Below are 18,405 nucleotides of genomic sequence, written 5' to 3'. Positions count from 1 at the left end.
TAGACATAAAAATCAGCAACGGGGACCGTGTAAGAAAGCGTTAATTCCCGGAGTGATCGGACGCATGCCAAACCATTGTCGATTGTGATGCCAAACCTTGAACGATACAGGCGTCATTTTGAAGTCAATGTGGCAACTGTCGAAAAAGGTTAGCCACTTTATGGAAACGGCCAATCCATTCCCCGGAGGTAAACATGCGCTGGCAAAAGTGTAGCGGTACTAGGCGCAGCTATTTAGCTGCTGGAGTTTATCGATTATCTGCTGAAGCAAGAGGATCAGCGGAACTTAGTGCTGAAGCGATAACTGCTTAGCCCTATGCGTTGCGCGCGCATAATATCTACCGGCGGCTGGTGAATAACCAGTTTTCACCATAAGAGTGGTAAAAAGAGGCTATAGCCTAACTGTGTTTGTAAACTCGGCGTCCTCACCTTCGGTTGTCCTCCATTAGAGTACACGTAGACTCGTCATACCCTCTAACTGACCAGTTAATTTGGTCATGTAGAATCCTGTACTTTAAAAAAATTGTTCATATCAACAAAAAATCTAATGTAACTAAACATACATATATTAACTTATAATTTCTAATCTTTACATTATTTTACAATAAGTGGAATAATTGCCATGGTTAAATGAATTTAGTTTATGTATAAATTTTATGCTAAACCAAAACAGCGCTGATTTTGCAAGTGTTGTGCGGTAGCCATGGGTCTATCCATGAAATAAAAATCAAGTATTTTACATGAAACAAAAAAGGGTTGATATGAACGCTTTTGATGTGAATGTAAATAACTCACGGAGATACATTATGATTTTGAATGATGAATTAGAGCTAATTGAAACTAACGAAGCTGTTGAACTAACTCAGGAAGAGATGATGGCCATCGCAGGCGGTATGAAAGCCTGATAGTACACACGCAGGGGAGGTGACTCCCCTGTATCTAATAGGGTGTTCATTTAAGATATGTCGACAGAACTGACCACGCGTCTAAATAATAAATTCATCAGTAGAACTTTTATCCTGATAACAGGAATGTGCGTTGCTGCCAGTCTGAGTATTCTTGCCATATTGTTAACGCAGTTTGAAGTTATAAGCAGAAAAGAATATGATTTAAAAGCTTCGCTGATAGCAAACAAGGTTGTCAGCGGTAAAGTTCTAAGCATGTATCAACTTACCACTCAGCTTCCGCGAGAAATGACTGAATCAGAGTGCCGGGACGCCGTGCAGTCTAAATTAAGGGTTGAAAATCCCTATAAAGAAAGCAATGGTCAGTATACTTTCCATTATCAACCAGCATATAAGAAGAATAAATCACACTGTGGTGTAACAATAGAATTTTCCACAAACTCATTCCAACTGACACCTCGTAACAGCATATCTGTAATTTATATTGGTATCGAAACCAAACAGAACCTAATTCACTCTTTACTCGAGAAATAGTCAGATTACGATGAGAAGAAAAATAAAAATTATTTTACAGAGTGAGCAAGCCGATTGCGGACATGCATGCCTTTGCATGATATCCGCTTACTGGGGCAAGGAGCTGACACTTGAAGAATTAAAGTTCACGTATTCAACGAGTGTACGCGGCACAAACCTTCTAACTCTCAGAAACATCGCTACAGAAATAGGATTTAGCAGTACTGCTATTAAATGTTCGACAGAAAAACTAATTATACAGAAGCAGCCAATTATATTGCATTGGAATAATAACCACTATGTTGTATTTGAGGCATATCGAAAGGGAAACTTCTATATTATAGACCCAGTTAGTGGCAGAATGAAAATACCACAGCAGGAGTTCGAAAAACAGTTTAATGGTATTTGCCTAATTATGACGCCTAAAACTGATCTTGTTAAGAGAAAAAAAAAGAATGAAGATCATGTAAAAAGAATAATTTTCCCAATCTTTATGTCCACCATACCGTACATACTGGGAATTACATTGCTTCTTGAGATAATCAATATTGCAATTCCATTCTCCTATGGATGGCTCATCGACAAAGTCATTAAAGAGACCTCTTCAAATGTTATCTCTGGATATGTGATGCTATCCACAATATTGATAATATTAACTATTATAGTCTCAGTAATAAAAAACAAAATATTACTCATTAAGGGTAGTGAGTTTTATTTAACCATGCAGGAAGAACTTCAGAGTAAGATATTCAATCTTCCTATGAGTTTTTATGAAAAAAAGAATTCCGGAGAAATAGCTGCGCGATTAAATAGCATAAACTATATAAGAAGAACATTTAGTACAGAATCATCTAACATTATTAGTAACGCCCTGCTTTCAGTTATATCGCTTACAGCTCTATTTTTTATAAATCATCTCCTCCCACTAGTAACAGTAACGGTTCTTGCAGTATTTGTATTGGTTAGAATGATATTTTACAAAAATCAGATGTATGCAAGAAACAGTGAATATTCCAAAGCTCCTATTCTGTACTCGATTGTGCAAGAGTCCATTACTGCAATGGCCAGCATAAAAATGGCGCAGAGTGAAAAAAATCGATACAGACGCTGGCTTGATAAATCATTTGATGCTGAGTGTGATAAGCACACTTATGATAAGTATGCATTGTTGTTAATTGATTTAAAAACAAGCCTGAACAATGCAGACCAATTCATTACCGTATTCATAATATTTGCATTCCTGTGGGGTGGCGGACTGACGATAGGTAGTGTATTTACTTATCTTTTTATCAGAAGTTTCTTCTTCACGCGCACTGTGGATTTTATTTTAAAGACAACTGAAATTAAACTAATGTCAGTTTATAGCGACAGGATAAACGAAATACTGCGTATGAGTGATGAGAGAAAAGGGAATGTTACAATTAAGAGAAAAGAGACAGGATTTCATCTTGTGATTAGTAAGTTAAGCTTTAAATATAGTCAGCATGAAAATCCGATTTTTGAAGATCTTGACCTAGAAATAAAGGCCGGTGAGTCTGTTGCTATTACCGGTGATTCTGGCACAGGAAAATCTACGCTGGCAAAACTTTTAGCTGGATTTTATGACAGTTATATAGGCGGTATATACATTGAAAATATTGAACTAAAAGATATTGATATAAAATCATATAGAAAAAATGTAGCTACCGTATTTCAAAATGATCGGTTGCTCTCAGGAACTCTGATCGAAAATATTTCAAGCTTTGAGAAGCATCCTGACATAAAGCGTGTTATTGAATGTTGTATCATGGCAAATATTGATAAAAAAATAGACAGGTTAGCCATGAAATATGATACTTGGTACCACTCAGGATCGGATGCTTTTTCTGGGGGCGAATTACAGAGATTACTTATTGCCCGTGCCTTATATAAAAAACCTAATTTGCTCATTATGGATGAGTCAACAAGCCATCTTGATATAAGAAATGAAAGCATTATAAGTGAAAATATAAAAGCATTAAAGATGACTAGGGTAATTATTGCTCATCGTAATGAAACTATTCTTTCTGCTGACAGAATAATTCGCCTTGGCGAATAACTTACATAATGGGGGGGGGGATGAATCTACCAGACTATCTATTGATGAATATCTATCGCCACCGGGAAAAAAAATTCCTGATAGAAAATGAAAGAGTTATCACCTATCAAGAACTCCTGGAATCTATACTCATCTACACCAAGGAAATTCGAAACAACACCAGTACAATAGAAAAGGTCTTGTTAAGAGAAACCACTGCATTCTCTACGGTAGTAAGGTTGCTGGCATTGCTAAATAATAATATCAGCGTAGCCTTAGTTCACCGGGGATGGGAAGGAACGACAAAAGAAGAAAATTATTGGCAGTTAATAGAGGACTATAAGCATCAGGCATCTGGTTTGGAACTTCAGAAGATGCTTACTGAAGAAATAATGAACCGTAAAGTAAGTAGTTCTACCCTCTCGTTTCACTCTTCCGGAACAACATCTGATAAGCCTACAGAAATGACTGTGTCTCAGGATAATATTTTTTTCTCAATGACCAGCATCTCTGCAACACTTAAATATGATAATGAAACAAAAATTGGCGTTACCACGCCCCTGTCCTTTGATTATAGTCTCTATCAGTTTCTGATGGCTATCGCAAGTGGGGGTACTGTTATATACAGTGATTTCAGACTCAAAGCGCACCGCTCTTTTGATATATTTTCTCGTTATGGTTGTAACTATCTGGCGCTAATTCCAGGTTTGTTGAAGCAGTATCTCACCCTGCGTAAGCTTGATGCGTCTGGAAAAACGCCTCGCTACATCACATTGACGGGTGAATTTTTGGAACAAGAGACGTTAAGGCAGTGTCATCAGTTAATACCGGAAACTCAAATCATTACGATGTACGGCATTACGGAATGTAAGCGGGTGAGCATTACACCTCCTGAAATCTGCGTGATAGAAAGCAACTGCGTGGGGTTAGCGATACCGGGCACCAGCGTACTAATCAAAGATAAGGATGAACGTATTCTCAGAAGTGGCACGGGAGAATGCATTACACGGGGAGCTCATGTGATCAATGGTTATGCATCTGAGGGCCCCTGTCAGTTTACGGAGCACAAGGGGAAACGCCAGCTTAACACTAGCGACATCATTCATGTCGACAATAATGGCTTCATCTCCTTTTTGAGACGATCGAATGAAATTATAAAAATTAATGGAAAGAGAATCGATAGCAGGTCGGTTAAGCATTACATTCAACAGATTTACCCCGAGATTAATAATATATCCTGTAAAGATAATAAAATTATTATCACATCCCGAAAAGACCTACTTGATGAAAGGATTAAAGAGACTGTAAAAAAATACTTTTATGAACATCACTCGATTGTTTTAAAAGAAGTCATTCTCATAAAAAAAGAAAACATAAACCTTAAGGGGATGTAATGGTGCTGCCTGTAGACTGTAGAATGCAATCCGTTATAAGCGTACTTGAGAACTCCGTATATCAAAAAGTAGTTGAGCACTGCGCCTATAATAATATATACCTGAAGTATATGGATACTAGGAAGAATTTTGCTATTGAATATGGGCACCCAATAATAAATCTCGAACGCTATGGGTTCATCATCATAGAGAAGCGCTATCTGCACAATGAAAAAAAAGAATTCATTCAGGATCTCAAGTTATCACAGGGGGCGGTTATTCAGCATTCGTATAGCAGCCTTCTACTCAGAATGAGACTAATAAAGACAGGGTTGCCCATTGATATTCCACACATGATCTATACGAAAGAGGTAAATATTAAAAATGAACAGCTAGTTATGAAAACCAGCGATGAAAAATTTAAGCTAATGTCCTGGAATCATTTGTTTTCTCGTGAGGACGAGAAAGTTGCTGTTTTCTTCGTGATGCAAAAGCCAGAAAAACATTTAAACACTGATGAGATATTGGCAGAGTTCAGTAAGAGCTGTGAATTGTACCTCCAATATAACACACCTGACATTCACAATATAATAAAAAGAGATATAACTGAAGATATGATTATTAATAAAACATCTTCAGCAATACCTCTTTGGAATCGTAACCTTTGGAAAATGCACATCACGCGCAGTTGGTTTTCTTCGTTTGCCTGTAAAGTTCTTAAAAATAATTCTATGCAAAATAAGATGTTAGTACTGAGCCAAAGTTACCATGACCTATCTGTATCTATAAATCAGATGGCTATTAAAGAGAGAAACTTCAATCTTACGCCTCACATTTCTCAGTTGATGGAAAACCTTTATGAAGAATATAGAATTATCAGTAAATTATGAACATCAAGATAATCTAATTGATTTTATTATTCATTCTAAAACTGTTGACGAATTATCCTATCGTCTATCTAAGAGTCATTTCAATGAGCATTATTTAAAAAATGAATTGGGACATAAAGATGTCCGGTTCATAATTGAGCAACTTACAGCTGTATCACTATCTCTTGCCGTAACCTTTAGCCAGCACATGCAGGCTGTAAATGTGCTAAAATTTTCCTCCATCAGTAGTCTGAAACACACAGGATTAATTGCATCAGCAACGACCTCAGTAAATGGGGCGAGCCTGAATAGCAGAGTAAACCTTGAAAATAATGCTGAACTACTGACTAGAAAATGCCCATGTGTAAGTTATTTTGCTGAAGCCACTCACCTCATCTTCACTGGACTAATTGGCATTAAAAATTCAATCGTGTTTTGTGATAAGAAAGATCTTCATATCGAAAATGAGGTGACGATTGACACATGGGGTATGAAGGGAAATAGAATTGAGAGCGTCGAATTCAGCGTACAGAAGAAATTTTGCTATATCATAGACGATCATAATCTGAATTTATCGAATAATGTGCTAGCCTTTTATGCTCATCTGTATTGGGGAATATCTTGGGCAGCTATGTTCAATCGTGCATTACACTTTGTAAAGCATATCGTAAAAGAATATAAATTTTACCATTATGAAAAAATGCAACAGGTCATAAATATGGATCTCATCAATTCATGCATGATCGAACGTCTTGAACAGCACCCACCTTCTTTAGATAAAGAAAAGATCACTGATGTGCTTGAGCAGCATATTCAAAATAACTCAGCGAAAATAATAATTTCTGAGAACGTTTGTAACGGAATGAAGATCATGCTCGACATACTTGGATTTAAAGAAGGATATCAGAATAAGAAGGAAAATAGATGGTTTCAAGAGGCCTATACCGATTTATTATCTGCTCCACTCATGTTTAACAATGCCGATTTGAATAAGATTAACATTGAAACATTACAAATTTTGAAGAAATTCAAGCGAGGTTAAAATGATTGATATAATTAATGATTTTGTGAAGCGTAATACTGGGCATCAGTTTAATAATGATTTATTAAGGATGAATGTATATGATGCGGGCCTTGATTCTTTATTACTGGTAGGGCTAATCGTAGAGCTTGAAGCTAAAAGCGGGAAGCTCTTACCGGAAGATAAACTAGAGAAGATGATTTCTGAAGATTTTACCTTTGGGGAGATTATAAATGCCTTTAGTGAATAATATAAGAGATGCCTATATTGAGTATAAAACTGAAATGATAAAAAAAAATGTAAACAATCTTAGGAAGATGTTACCTTATAATAGTCAAATTCTCTACTCATTGAAAGCAAATAATAATATAGAATTAATAAAATTCCTAAGTCACGAAGTAGACGGCTTTGATATAGCATCAAAAGAAGAGTTGGCATTAATAAGTAGTCATGTAGGCAAGAAAAGAACTCTCTGCCTTACAGGTAATGATAAACTTTCTATACCTCAGTCAGCGCTGCGTGATGCTGCAACAAAACATAACCTAATTTATTCTATTGAATCACCGAATGATTTCCTTTTATTCTGCCAACTTTTAGAGCATGGTGTAGATGTTCTGGGCCTTTTTCGACTTTCATACTTTCCATCTGTTCGCTACGGAATTTTTAATGGTCTTCCGGATAGCCCTTTTGGCATGACCTCAGAAACTATTAACATGTTATTATCGAAAGCTCAGCATAGAGAAAAAAAAGCGGTAGTAGGGTTTCATCTATATATAGGTTCACAAATTTCCGACATGAACCAACTTAGTGAATCCCTACGCTGTGCAGTCGCAGAAATTGAGAGAGTTGAACCAGATTTTGTTGCACAGATTAACATGCTTAACGTTGGTGGTGGATTTCCTGCTCCATACGGCCAGAAAATGAATAATCAGGTGTTAACTTCAGCTCATAAGCTCCCGGAAGAGCTGGAAAAAGTTATCGCAGGAAGCCGCCTTCCACCAGTATCTCTGGTTTTTGAAAGTGGTAGAGCTTTGACCTGCAATGCAGGCAGGCTGAGCTGCAGTGTGCTCGACTATAATTTGAACTCTGCCAACCCATATGTAGTGATTAACAGTGGCATTGCGCAAATAGCTGGCCTTTATCTGCTGCGGAGAATAAAAGAGCCCGATCTCGAATTTTATCATGATGCACCTAATGCGAGTAACACGGCGACTGTCCGCTGTCGGGTATATGGCCCCAGTTGTACTGCACTCGATATGCTGGGCTATGCAACACTTTATAAGGACACAATCAGCGTAGGCACCTTATTACACTGTGACAATCTAGGTGCTTACTGTAGTAACGCGTCACTGAACGGATTTCATGGCAAGGAAAAAATTAACGAAGTTATAAGTCGTAAGTAGTCAATTGGATGATATGCAAAACGAAGGAAATTAACGTTTTTAGTGAGTTACATAGTATTTACTGATATAAGGAGTAGTTTAAAAACGGGGGATCTAGTGTTGATAACCGAGCATACCAAAATTATGCCAAATAGTTTCGAGTAATTATTCTCAACTGTGGGCTGGCCTTTTCGACGGAAAGCACATTACATCAATACTTTATTAAAAATTTAATTGGTTAAAAAACACCCACGACTTTTTCATAACTGAAACCTAATAATGGATAAAATATGAGACAATCTGAACGTTTTAATTTTTATCGAAACTTATATCATTCTTACTCTCAAGATACTCCAATGGTTTTAGCTACGGAGTTAGATGTGGTTTTCTTTAATAGACATAAGCTATTACCCATAATTAACCATGTCGTTAAAGAACAAATGCTACAAAAAAAAATAGGATTAAAAACATTTGAACTCATAAACGCATATTGCCTATACAATAGTAATAAAAGATCGATTCTGATAAATGAAATGAAAAAGATTGTGAGTGCTTTCAACGACGAAGGCATTAGATACGCGATAAGGAAAGGCGTTTCACTGTCTAAAATTTATAAAGAAGATCACCATCGTAGTTTTAATGATATTGACTTCTTGGTTGAGAGAGAAAATTCCGAAAGGGTATCAAATGTATTAAAAGAACTCGGATTTAAATGCGGCTTTTACTTACATCAAGAAAGAACAATCAAAGAACACAAACCAGAAACTATATTGAAATATAAAATAAGCCCTGACCATTTACCTCATTTCACGAAAGTAGTTGATGAAATACCTGTCGTGGTAGATATTGCATTCTTGTTGGGTTGGACTTCAGACTCCCAGGGAGATGAAGTAACTAAGAGAAACTTATGTGATTCCATAGAAAATGATGGATACTCATTTCTTTCTGAGGAAGATAATTATAAACATACCCTGTTACATTTATTTAGGGAGAGTTTTTTTAAATCATCACTCATTGTCAGGCCACCTTATTTATCATCTTTTTTCGATGTGCTTCTTTTAAATGGGAAAGAGTATAAATTCGATATAAATGATTCTCATTTTCAGTATATAGGAAAAGTAAACTACATAGCAAATCTATTGGTTGATAACCATACTAGTTACCCTGATTTATTAAAGCACTGCAATGAAATAATGCATAGAGGTTTATTAACCCCAGCGAAAGCAAGCTTATTCGAAATTATTTTTTGTGATGGTTTTGAGTATAAAAACCTAATTAATGCAAAGTGAATCAATTTCAACTCCCTTTTTAGGTTAAAAAATGAATACATGGGTAATATCCTCAGGAGACACGTTTGTAAAAGGTTATAATATCAATATGTCTGACCAGTTATATGCAGATCTAATTAGCAGAATTCCTGGGGGGGTGATTAGTAAAAATATTATAGAATTTGAAGATAAAACAAAATATCTAATCAGTGACTATAAAGTTTATTATTTCAATAATATAGTCGACGAAACTGAGATTAGACGGAGAGTTCTCGCTTTGCTATCTCTCCAGGCTATAAGACTTGGGCGATTAATGTTACACTCATGTTGTATCAAAAATAATAACAAAACAATTGCTTTGATAGGAGACTATGGTACAGGTAAAACAACTTTCGCTCTTCATATGTCGAAGCTTGGATGGGAAATATTGTCTGGAGATACAAGTTACATTAGTTCACAAGGTAAATTTATAGCGGGATCGAGAATAGTATTAAGCAGAGAGCCTGTAATGCCTGATGCTGTTCAGACAACGTTGAACTTTCCAATTAGCAACGATCGATGGGAAGCTGGCTACTGCCATGGAGGACCCTACGATGACATAAATTTAGATTTGATAGTTTTATTTGATGAAACTGTAATTAATAGAGATACGGATGATGTTAAATGCGATGATATCTATCAATCGTGCTTGCGGGTTTTCAAAGTACATAATTCAAATTGGTGCAGAGATTTAATTACGAACGATATAAAGAGTGAAATAATGAGCCATTGCTTGGAACTTTCAAAAAAAATCAAAACAATTGCTATAAATAAAACCGACATATACTCAATTGAACGGCTGATAAATGATGCTTAATATTTATTAATAAATTGTTTTTTGGGGGTTCATTATGGGTTTAGAAATATACAATGATAAAAACATAACAATCAGCGTATTTGGCCTCGCTATATTTAATTTGAATGTGGTTGCCAGCTCAGGTTGCATCAGCAAAATTGTAGAGCAGATTCCATCTCCTTTTATCATAAAAAAAGGATATAATATAAATGGTAAAACGATAAACATTGAACATTTAGATGTGGCAAGTATTTGGCCAGATGATTCTAATTTTGTTGGAGTTTATCGTTCTGGATTACACGATCCTTTCCCATGGTATGTAGAACACAGGGACGCATGTTCATTTAAGGCTTGGCTACATGATGAATCTACCAATGAGAGAGCATTATTAGAAATAAATAACAACCTGAATACCATTAAGTTAAGCACTAAACAAGGGGAGTGCAAATGGCCCATAAGGATTATTAAAAATATCTTTAGCGCGAAGTTACTTTCAGAAGGATGGGTCCCAATCCATGCCAGTGCTTTTATTCATGACGGTAATATAATTGTCTGCAATGGATCGAGAGGAAGCGGTAAATCAACCCTCTCGTTTTTAATGTCACTATATAAGAAAGCTAAATTTATTTCTGATGACATGATTTTCATTAGACAATCACAAGAAAAGAACGATTGGATTATTCTAGGGTGGCCAAGAAGAATTGGCATTAGGTCTAAAACTTTAGAATTATGCTTTGGGTCAAAAAAAACTCAGGAAATAAAAAGTAAACTTCGAAGAAATGTTTTACCTAGTAATGGACATCCGCGTGGAGAGAGATTTGCTTTTGATATTGACGAACTGAACAATATTCTCGATATTACTACATTAGGTTACCATGTTGGTCCCTTGTATATAGCCAACATTAGAGTTGGCGATAGATTAAAAATTAATAAAAAATGGTGTTCAGAGAATAATATCTCTAACATTAAAGCTAAGGGAGAAGACATCAGATTCTTGATTGATTTTTTCGATATTTATCAAAATCACAACATAAAAAATGATATTGAAAAAAAGTTCGATATCTCATATCAACATTCAGATATTACCTTACCATATGACATTTTAACTTCTTTAGATGATATTACTGAGAGTTTGAGCTTATGAGAAGACAACGAAATGGTATAAGATGTATAGTTTTCGATTTTGGCGGAACTCTTGCTGAGCAAGCATATTCACCTAGTGTAACGGATATAATTTTTTTACTTAAGGTGTTTTACAAGACAGATTTCAGTTCTACTTTCATAGCTAATTTGCATTGCTCGCACATTATGGCCGAACAGGAGTATAAAGAAACAGGAACCCCTACTTCATGGGCGAGTAAGATTTATCGAGCATGTCACGATTCGAATATAATGCTTTCACATTTAATAGAGTTCGAGAGCTATTTATGGAACCATTACCCTGATGGTGATATTTCGAACTCAACCAGAGAACTTCTTCAACGACTTTATAACTCAGGTTTTATAATTTTTTTAGCATGCAATACCCGGAGGCCTGCGATTCAGAGAAGGAAAACGCTGATGGACGCAGGAGTTTATAATTATTTTCAATCAGATGTAATTTCCACTGATATTGGTAAAGGAAAACCACATGATGATTTTTATTCTGCTGTTATTTCTAAAATTCATGATGCTGAATTCAAATGCTCAGAAACTATCTTTGTTGGCAATTCTTATGAAAGAGATGTTATAGGACCTAAGAAGTTTGGAATGAATGCAGTTCTTGTTGACCAGAATAATAATCCTTTCTGTGACACTATAGATAACATTGCTGAGCTTGATAAATACTTAGTAGGATATTCTTATGAAGAAATATGAAGGGTTAATAAAATTTTCGAAAGGCTCTGTTTTTGTTTCTATTAATGGGCCTTGCGCGACTAAATCTTTACAACCTGTGGCAAGTATAGTTAGCATAGGTACTGAACTCAGACAACTGAGAATGAGTAAAACATGCAGTGATATTTTTGCCGGATACATGAATATCGTGTCTACTGATACTAAGCATTTTTTTCTTGTACCTTCACCACACGGCTCTAGTAACGAGGAGGCCATAAACGATGCAAGGGTATTAAAGTTCCCAAAAGACATTCCTCTGTACTATATTGCGGCAGCAAGATTTCAGCTCATCACTGCAGTAAATATAAAAAATATGAAAATGACTTTTGAAAGAAATACTAACCTTCTTATATTAGGTTCAGGACCTGTATCAGTAGGTGCATTTTTTGAAGCAGTACGTTTAGAAATAAATAATATCTTTGTTCAACCTGAGCTCTACAAAACTTTGTATTCCTTTTTTCCCCAGTGCCAAAAGCTAAACGATCAAGTTTTTAACTCTTTTGATGTAGTATTCGATTGTAAAGGCCAACCTGATGAATCAGTAAAATATGTTAAGGATGAGGGGGTAATAGCTATAATTGGCACTCCTTGCAAAGGTATGTATGTGGATGCATTGAGTATACATCGGCGGGGTATAAAAATGTATGGTTTCCATGAGCTTATCCCTCCACCATCATTATATTTAAGAATATTCAGATTTATAGTTAAGTGGATTACTAATTCTGTTGACAGTGAACTATTAAAGAGTTTAACCATATATATGCCTGGATATGAAGCAAGAGAGGTTTATCACAATCTTTGTCGTTACCCTCGAAAATATCCATTTATTATTTTTAAGTGGTAATTGACATGGATAAATATATCCCTATAAATATGGGTTTTTACAGTATTGGATTAGGTCTTACTCCGATATCAGAGCTTATAGATAAAATAAAGATTGAAGGCATCCCATTTTTACATCTTCGCGGCGGTGCAAAAGGTTATAATTTATTATCGTTATCTAAGGCTGATCTTTCTTTATTCATAGATATTTGTAAGAGAGGCCCTAAAGTCACGATGCTGACTTCAGATTTTAGTTTGTCTGATTTTTTTGACGTAAACATTAGTTTTCATGCTATAAATAGTGAGTTAAATTCTTATCTAGAAATAGCTCATCTTCTAAGTGCTTCATCTCTTCGATTTCTTGCAACCGAAATCATTGATGCACCTCCCATTAATGTTAAAATTCCATTAATGAGTAGTCGTATTAAATTCACTATTGAATTACATAATCCTTATTGGTTCACACCACAAAGTGCAGAAATTATTAATAAGATATGTAATGAAAACAATGTGTATATATTATTAGATAGTGGGCAAGTTCATGAGGCATGTAAAATTCATGGCTATTTGAAAGTAAAAGAGAGTATATTGATTTTTATAGATAAAGTGAACATTATTCATATTTCAGATAATGGTTTTGGTGTTGATGATACCGGCCATCATTTGGTTTTCACCCTCATTAATGCTTTTTTCAAATTTAAATCCGAGGTCGAGATTGCTTTTGAATGGACAGGCATGGATCGTTCGTCGAGATCTGCTTTTCTTGCATATCATAAAGCAATGAACTCTCTCATCAATTATTTCTGATTTTAAGGAGGAAAAAGTGTATTCCCAAAACGGTGATTTTAAAATTATAGTCGAAGTAATCAAAAAAAATTATCGAATAGATGATGTCTTTTCTTGGTATAGATTAAATCTTGGTCAAGGAACCTTTAATTATAATATTAAAACTAATAAAGGTGATTTTTTTGTTAAGCAATATTCTAGCCATGCTGATTTAAAAAAAGAAGAAAGCGCTATTGAACTTTCTTCATTAGCCGGAACGTATAAAATACCAGTGTCTTTATGCATTCATAACATTCATAATGAGTTAATTGATTCTTCTTCATCATATCCCTTCTCTCTATGGAGTTGGGTTGAAGGAAACGTATTAGATAATAATGCGAGTTTTACACAATATCGGATTGTAGGTGCAACCTTAGGTAAAATGCATAATCATTTTAGTAAGCACCCGCTTTCTTCTAATCCGTCCTATAAAGCTGAAAAATGGCTGTCGATTAGAAAAGACTCCGTCACAAATGAAATTGATAATTTGATAAGAATAATTGGGAAGAAAATAAAAAATGGTAATGGAGAACTCTTTGATGAGCAAAGTCTCTTTAGTCTTAATGAAAGGAAAATTCAATTAGATGAATTATATAATCTTATAACTCAACTACCTAAATTAACCACGCAGGTTATTCATGGTGACTATACTTTTGTTAATATGCTTTTTGAAGATGATCACCTTAAAGCAATTCTCGATTTCCGAAATCCTGAGCCATTCTTTATTGCTTATGAATTAGGACGAATCGCCTTTCATCCTTCTGTAATATTCAACCGGAGTGATTGGATTGACATTGCCGAAGTGATAGTTAGAAGTTATAAAGCTAATAACCCCAATTTATTAAGTGATGATTATATATATTGTGGACATGTTGCTCTAATACAATTGCTTAAAAGTTTGTATGGTGTGAAGCAACATTACTTAAATCCAGGATTAATACAGTCCGACCTAGATGATTTTTGGGTTCTTAGGCATTTCTCAGTTCGCAAACTCTTATCTAATATTGATAATATTGAAACCATGCTTAGAAGCATCTAGTTTATACGACTCCTTTTCTGTTCACTCATTTTCATACAAAGGGTTTTACAATGTCTCATGAATTAGTTATTGCTAAAAATATAGAATCTAAAAATAACTGGTGCGTTTTGGGTGGTCCAGTTAATGAAGATTCTCTAATATCAAAATTAGAATCACTTGCCGTTGAATTTAATCTTTCATTAACTAACCGCAGTGAACGACTTGTTAGTTTATATCGTGGGGATAATAAATCTGATTGTTTATTCATACATTGGAGTAAAGGTAACCCTCAACCTTCTAGTTCGCAAAGTTTTTTAACTGAACCACAATCATATCTGGAAATATTAATTACTCACAATTCCGGGTTAAATGAAATCCCTGACAGTTACTTTGAATTCATCAACGAATTGAATATATTTTTAAACCAGCATTCAAATGCTGAGTTAAAAAGAATAAATGAATCCATGCCAATTCTTAATAAACTTTCTTCTGAACTTCATCCTCAATCAGCAAACTGGGCAGTAATTTTTCGAGACCACTTCCTGGAACATTCATTAGGTTTTATCCTATCTCTTCTTCGTATTGGCATTGATCCAAAGTGGATTTACGCCTTTGACAAAGGAGATAAAACTATCAATAGGCATAGAATAACTTCTACATTTAAATCATTAGGCATAAAGACTGCTCTATTTGATAATACTACTATTGATGCTCCACATACACATTATGAACTGTTAAATAATGCTAGAGATGAAATTGATAGTTTCATTAGTGCTGCCCACTCTAATTCACTTAAAGTCCTAGTTATAGATGATGGAGGTATAATCGCCTGTGGTTATGGGGGAGAGGACTGCGAGTTGAAACCCGATGCCGTTTTGGAGTTAACTATTTCTGGATTGAAAAGAATATCTTCCGTTAAAAACCTTGATATTCCAGTATTTAATTTGGCAAAATCAGAATTGAAGCAAAGTTTAGGATATCCTGAAATTGCTGATTCCTGCTTAAGACGTATACGTTCTATTCTTCCTGGTTATAAAATAATTGGTAAACATCTAATCGTATTAGGATTTGGGGCATTAGGAGAAAAGCTTTCACATGCATTAAGATCATTAGGATGTCAAGTCCACATAGTTGAAACGGATATAGTCCGACTAATTCAAGCCGCTGAGTTAGGTTTCTCAACATTTAGATGTCTTGAAGATGCCTTGTCTCAAGTTAAACCGTTTATGATAGCAGGAACAACAGGTGATATAGCACTCAAACCCACAGATTTACCATTACTGCCAAACGATGTTTTCCTTGCACCTTTTGCAACTAAAGATTTTAGTATGTTAACTACTCATCATTTCTCATTCGAAGTAGATATAATACCTTCAATCGGTAAACGTTTTCATATTTCTCCACAGCGAAGCGTAACTGTTCTTGGAGACGGGCGCTCTATGAATATATTTAATGAGGATAGTATTCCAAATGAAGGTTATGATGCTTATCGCGCTGGTGCTTTGGAAGTGGTTAAATATATATTCTCTAATGACACTACTTTAGTTAAAGGACTGCAATTATCTATTGTGGATAATATTATTAGAGAATCTGAACTATATGATTTGTATTATGAGCGTTATTTGGTTAATGCTGCGGTAAAACCTCGGCAGCATAGATTCAGCGCTGTAATAATTGGCTATGGTATTCAAGGTAGATTGCATGCGAGACTTTTAGCAGATGAAGGTGCAAAAATAAACATTATTGATAATAAATATCAAGATCTTCCTGGTACATTGCAGCTTACTAAAATAGAACAACTGCCGATTGATGTCATTAACTCTACAAATGTTTGGTCTATTTGTACACCAACAGCTGATCATCTAAGTTCTGTACAAAAAATTCTAAAATTAAGACCGGATGCATCAATTATTTTAGAAAAACCAGCTTGTCAAGCAAACGAGATATCTGATTTTGAAGTTCTTTTATCAGAATATCCACATGCCAATATACAAATTGTAGATCAATATAAACATACCAATGTAATCAACTACTTTATTGATTGCATTCGGTGTTACAATAAAGAGTTAAGTTTTGAAAAGATAGAGATAGTTTTTGACAAGGATCGAAGTAAAGATATTGATAAGGGACGTTTCATTGACCGTTCTTATGGTGTTTTAGGATATGAATGGTTACATATGTTATCAGTTCTTAGTGAAATATTAAAAGATGATTTTGATGAATACCTTAATGCTGACATTTCACCCAATAATTACACTGTAATTTATAATGAATCTCTTTTCATATCCTCTTTATCTGAAAAAATCTCATTGAAATATGCTGGTAATTCATGCGATATACATCTTTCATCAGACGTTTTAAGAACTTTCAACTCAGAAAATTATGATAGTAAGCTAACACCGTCATCTCCTTTATGGCACAAGTTTAGGAGGGACAGTGATGATCGAGAAAGGAAAGTCATTTTAAGCATGGGTGATTTAAAGGGTATTCTATATTTCGACCCAGTCCCCTCTGTATCATCAATGCAACTTCCTCGTAATCATCATCATATCATCATTCAAAGAGGCAACGAGGTGTTACATGATGAGGTTTTGTCTGACTCCCCAATGCATAATGCTTTACGTCACTCTTTATCACTTATTATTAACAAAAAGACATCTGCTATTCCTGAGATGAAATCATTAAAACGTATCGCCAACATTGCAAATTTGTTAAGAATTAAATGCTGACACTTTTGGTAACTCATGATAGTTGTAATAATGTCATGAGTTACCCATTATCTAAGCCTATATCATGGATTTTTTAAAATGTTATTTTTTAATCGATATCACTTCGTTAATTTATTTTTTTTGAGCTTATCTCTTCTTTTCTCCTCCTTTGCAATGCCTTGTTCTTCAATTGCTAATATTTCAACTTTTAAGCTTGAAAATAAAATTAATGAACGTTTCCCTTATCCTGTAAACGTTGGTTTCGATGTGGATGATACTCTACTCTTTTCTACCCCTTCATTTATCCTTGGTAAAGCTATTTTTTCTGTAAATAATGATAATTGGAAAAAAGAACCAAAATTTTGGAATGCTGTAAATAACTTGCTAGCAAATAGCTCACGTAAGAAGATTTCTATGCAATCAGTTATTGATTATCATCTAAGGCGAAATGATAAGCTTTTTTTTATAACTAACCGCCCAGAAACAGAGTATGAAATATTGAGTGAGTTAATATCCAGTTATTTCAAAATCCCTTTTTATGAAAGAAGTTTTGTTTTATTTAAAACCCATTTAAATGGAAAGAAAATAGACAAGAAATCATATATAGAGAATTTTAATATAAATGTTTTTTATGGTGATTCTGATGAGGATGTTGGTGGTATTTTATTTCAACATATTTTAGCCGTTAGAGTTATGAGAAGCCCTAGTTCTCAGAACACAACTAATTATCACCCAGGAAGATTTTGCGAGCCTATTTTATTAAAAAGTGATATTTAACCCTTATCAATGTGCCATAATTTGAATTTAAACCAATTTCATTTGATTTTAAAATAACGTTTGAATTGGCGTTGTTGAATAATACTTAATCATGCTGTTTTGACACAGCTGTTTTGGACGAAGATGCTTACCACTAAGTCAGGCGTTACCTGACTCTGA

General features: G+C 34.8%; 17 protein-coding genes and 1 pseudogene. All 18 read left to right on the top strand.

Going from position 1 to position 18,405, the window contains the following annotated elements; translation table 11 throughout:
- Positions 1-121: 121 nt before the first annotated feature.
- Positions 122-214, top strand: a pseudogene (locus RAC60_RS10525) (hypothetical protein); the annotation flags it as partial.
- Positions 215-760: 546 nt separating this feature from the next.
- On the top strand, positions 761-904 hold the full coding sequence (locus RAC60_RS10520; RefSeq protein ID WP_375093605.1) for a hypothetical protein: 144 nt from the start codon (positions 761-763) through the stop codon (positions 902-904).
- Positions 905-961: 57 nt separating this feature from the next.
- A complete protein-coding gene (locus RAC60_RS10515) occupies positions 962-1,438 on the top strand; it encodes a hypothetical protein (protein ID WP_375093603.1) in 477 nt (158 codons plus the stop codon).
- A gap of 10 nt (positions 1,439-1,448) precedes the next feature.
- Positions 1,449-3,494 carry a peptidase domain-containing ABC transporter gene (locus RAC60_RS10510; protein ID WP_375093601.1) on the top strand — a complete coding sequence of 682 codons (2,046 nt, stop codon included), beginning with the start codon at positions 1,449-1,451 and terminating at the stop codon, positions 3,492-3,494.
- Between the two features lie 44 nt (positions 3,495-3,538).
- Entirely contained in the window at positions 3,539-4,867 is a 1,329-nt protein-coding gene (locus RAC60_RS10505) for an AMP-binding protein (RefSeq protein ID WP_375093599.1), read from the top strand.
- Positions 4,867-5,736 (top strand): hypothetical protein, encoded by an 870-nt coding sequence (locus RAC60_RS10500; protein ID WP_375093597.1) that lies wholly within the window; start codon positions 4,867-4,869, stop codon positions 5,734-5,736. Before RAC60_RS10505 ends, RAC60_RS10500 begins: the two co-directional genes overlap by 1 nt.
- Entirely contained in the window at positions 5,705-6,757 is a 1,053-nt protein-coding gene (locus RAC60_RS10495) for a hypothetical protein (protein WP_375093595.1), read from the top strand. Before RAC60_RS10500 ends, RAC60_RS10495 begins: the two co-directional genes overlap by 32 nt.
- A 1-nt stretch (position 6,758) precedes the next feature.
- Positions 6,759-6,986: a hypothetical protein gene (locus RAC60_RS10490; RefSeq protein WP_375093594.1), complete on the top strand. Its 228-nt coding sequence runs from the start codon at positions 6,759-6,761 to the stop codon at positions 6,984-6,986.
- Positions 6,970-8,139, top strand: a complete 1,170-nt coding sequence (locus RAC60_RS10485) for a hypothetical protein (RefSeq protein ID WP_375093593.1) — start codon at positions 6,970-6,972, stop codon at positions 8,137-8,139. The genes RAC60_RS10490 and RAC60_RS10485 overlap by 17 nt, the downstream gene beginning before the upstream one ends.
- A gap of 269 nt (positions 8,140-8,408) precedes the next feature.
- Positions 8,409-9,407 carry a nucleotidyltransferase family protein gene (locus tag RAC60_RS10480; RefSeq protein WP_375093591.1) on the top strand — a complete coding sequence of 333 codons (999 nt, stop codon included), beginning with the start codon at positions 8,409-8,411 and terminating at the stop codon, positions 9,405-9,407.
- A gap of 31 nt (positions 9,408-9,438) precedes the next feature.
- The gene (locus RAC60_RS10475; RefSeq protein WP_375093589.1) at positions 9,439-10,242 is read left to right on the top strand and encodes a hypothetical protein; all 804 of its coding nucleotides are present in this window, start codon (positions 9,439-9,441) and stop codon (positions 10,240-10,242) included.
- A gap of 34 nt (positions 10,243-10,276) precedes the next feature.
- The gene (locus tag RAC60_RS10470; protein WP_375093588.1) at positions 10,277-11,365 is read left to right on the top strand and encodes a hypothetical protein; all 1,089 of its coding nucleotides are present in this window, start codon (positions 10,277-10,279) and stop codon (positions 11,363-11,365) included.
- Complete coding sequence (locus tag RAC60_RS10465) at positions 11,362-12,078, top strand: HAD family hydrolase (protein WP_375093586.1); 717 nt, start codon at positions 11,362-11,364, stop codon at positions 12,076-12,078. The genes RAC60_RS10470 and RAC60_RS10465 overlap by 4 nt, the downstream gene beginning before the upstream one ends.
- Positions 12,065-12,940 (top strand): hypothetical protein, encoded by an 876-nt coding sequence (locus RAC60_RS10460; RefSeq protein WP_375093585.1) that lies wholly within the window; start codon positions 12,065-12,067, stop codon positions 12,938-12,940. Before RAC60_RS10465 ends, RAC60_RS10460 begins: the two co-directional genes overlap by 14 nt.
- Positions 12,941-12,945: 5 nt before the next feature.
- Positions 12,946-13,725, top strand: coding sequence for a hypothetical protein (locus RAC60_RS10455; RefSeq protein WP_375093583.1), 780 nt, complete (start codon positions 12,946-12,948; stop codon positions 13,723-13,725).
- 16 nt (positions 13,726-13,741) lie between these two features.
- Positions 13,742-14,782: a phosphotransferase gene (locus RAC60_RS10450; protein ID WP_375093581.1), complete on the top strand. Its 1,041-nt coding sequence runs from the start codon at positions 13,742-13,744 to the stop codon at positions 14,780-14,782.
- A 50-nt stretch (positions 14,783-14,832) separates the two neighbouring features.
- Positions 14,833-17,490, top strand: coding sequence for a hypothetical protein (locus RAC60_RS10445; protein WP_375093579.1), 2,658 nt, complete (start codon positions 14,833-14,835; stop codon positions 17,488-17,490).
- A 78-nt stretch (positions 17,491-17,568) separates the two neighbouring features.
- Positions 17,569-18,246, top strand: a complete 678-nt coding sequence (locus RAC60_RS10440; protein ID WP_375093577.1) for an HAD family acid phosphatase — start codon at positions 17,569-17,571, stop codon at positions 18,244-18,246.
- Positions 18,247-18,405: the final 159 nt, after the last annotated feature.

Origin of the sequence: Pantoea sp. BR_17 (assembly GCF_041955125.1) — a bacterium.
Taxonomy (GTDB): Bacteria; Pseudomonadota; Gammaproteobacteria; order Enterobacterales; family Enterobacteriaceae; genus Pantoea; species Pantoea stewartii.
This window is presented reverse-complemented; position numbering and strand designations above follow the sequence as displayed.

What these genes read in the sequence shown, in the direction of transcription:
- RAC60_RS10520 (WP_375093605.1), top strand. Translation starts at nt 761, where the DNA reads ATGAACGCTTTTGATGTGAATGTAAATAACTCACGGAGATACATTATG.
- RAC60_RS10515 (WP_375093603.1), top strand. Translation starts at nt 962, where the DNA reads ATGTCGACAGAACTGACCACGCGTCTAAATAATAAATTCATCAGTAGA.
- RAC60_RS10510 (WP_375093601.1), top strand. Translation starts at nt 1,449, where the DNA reads ATGAGAAGAAAAATAAAAATTATTTTACAGAGTGAGCAAGCCGATTGC.
- RAC60_RS10505 (WP_375093599.1), top strand. Translation starts at nt 3,539, where the DNA reads ATGAATATCTATCGCCACCGGGAAAAAAAATTCCTGATAGAAAATGAA.
- RAC60_RS10500 (WP_375093597.1), top strand. Translation starts at nt 4,867, where the DNA reads ATGGTGCTGCCTGTAGACTGTAGAATGCAATCCGTTATAAGCGTACTT.
- RAC60_RS10495 (WP_375093595.1), top strand. Translation starts at nt 5,705, where the DNA reads ATGAAGAATATAGAATTATCAGTAAATTATGAACATCAAGATAATCTA.
- RAC60_RS10490 (WP_375093594.1), top strand. Translation starts at nt 6,759, where the DNA reads ATGATTGATATAATTAATGATTTTGTGAAGCGTAATACTGGGCATCAG.
- RAC60_RS10485 (WP_375093593.1), top strand. Translation starts at nt 6,970, where the DNA reads ATGCCTTTAGTGAATAATATAAGAGATGCCTATATTGAGTATAAAACT.
- RAC60_RS10480 (WP_375093591.1), top strand. Translation starts at nt 8,409, where the DNA reads ATGAGACAATCTGAACGTTTTAATTTTTATCGAAACTTATATCATTCT.
- RAC60_RS10475 (WP_375093589.1), top strand. Translation starts at nt 9,439, where the DNA reads ATGAATACATGGGTAATATCCTCAGGAGACACGTTTGTAAAAGGTTAT.
- RAC60_RS10470 (WP_375093588.1), top strand. Translation starts at nt 10,277, where the DNA reads ATGGGTTTAGAAATATACAATGATAAAAACATAACAATCAGCGTATTT.
- RAC60_RS10465 (WP_375093586.1), top strand. Translation starts at nt 11,362, where the DNA reads ATGAGAAGACAACGAAATGGTATAAGATGTATAGTTTTCGATTTTGGC.
- RAC60_RS10460 (WP_375093585.1), top strand. Translation starts at nt 12,065, where the DNA reads ATGAAGAAATATGAAGGGTTAATAAAATTTTCGAAAGGCTCTGTTTTT.
- RAC60_RS10455 (WP_375093583.1), top strand. Translation starts at nt 12,946, where the DNA reads ATGGATAAATATATCCCTATAAATATGGGTTTTTACAGTATTGGATTA.
- RAC60_RS10445 (WP_375093579.1), top strand. Translation starts at nt 14,833, where the DNA reads ATGTCTCATGAATTAGTTATTGCTAAAAATATAGAATCTAAAAATAAC.
- RAC60_RS10440 (WP_375093577.1), top strand. Translation starts at nt 17,569, where the DNA reads ATGTTATTTTTTAATCGATATCACTTCGTTAATTTATTTTTTTTGAGC.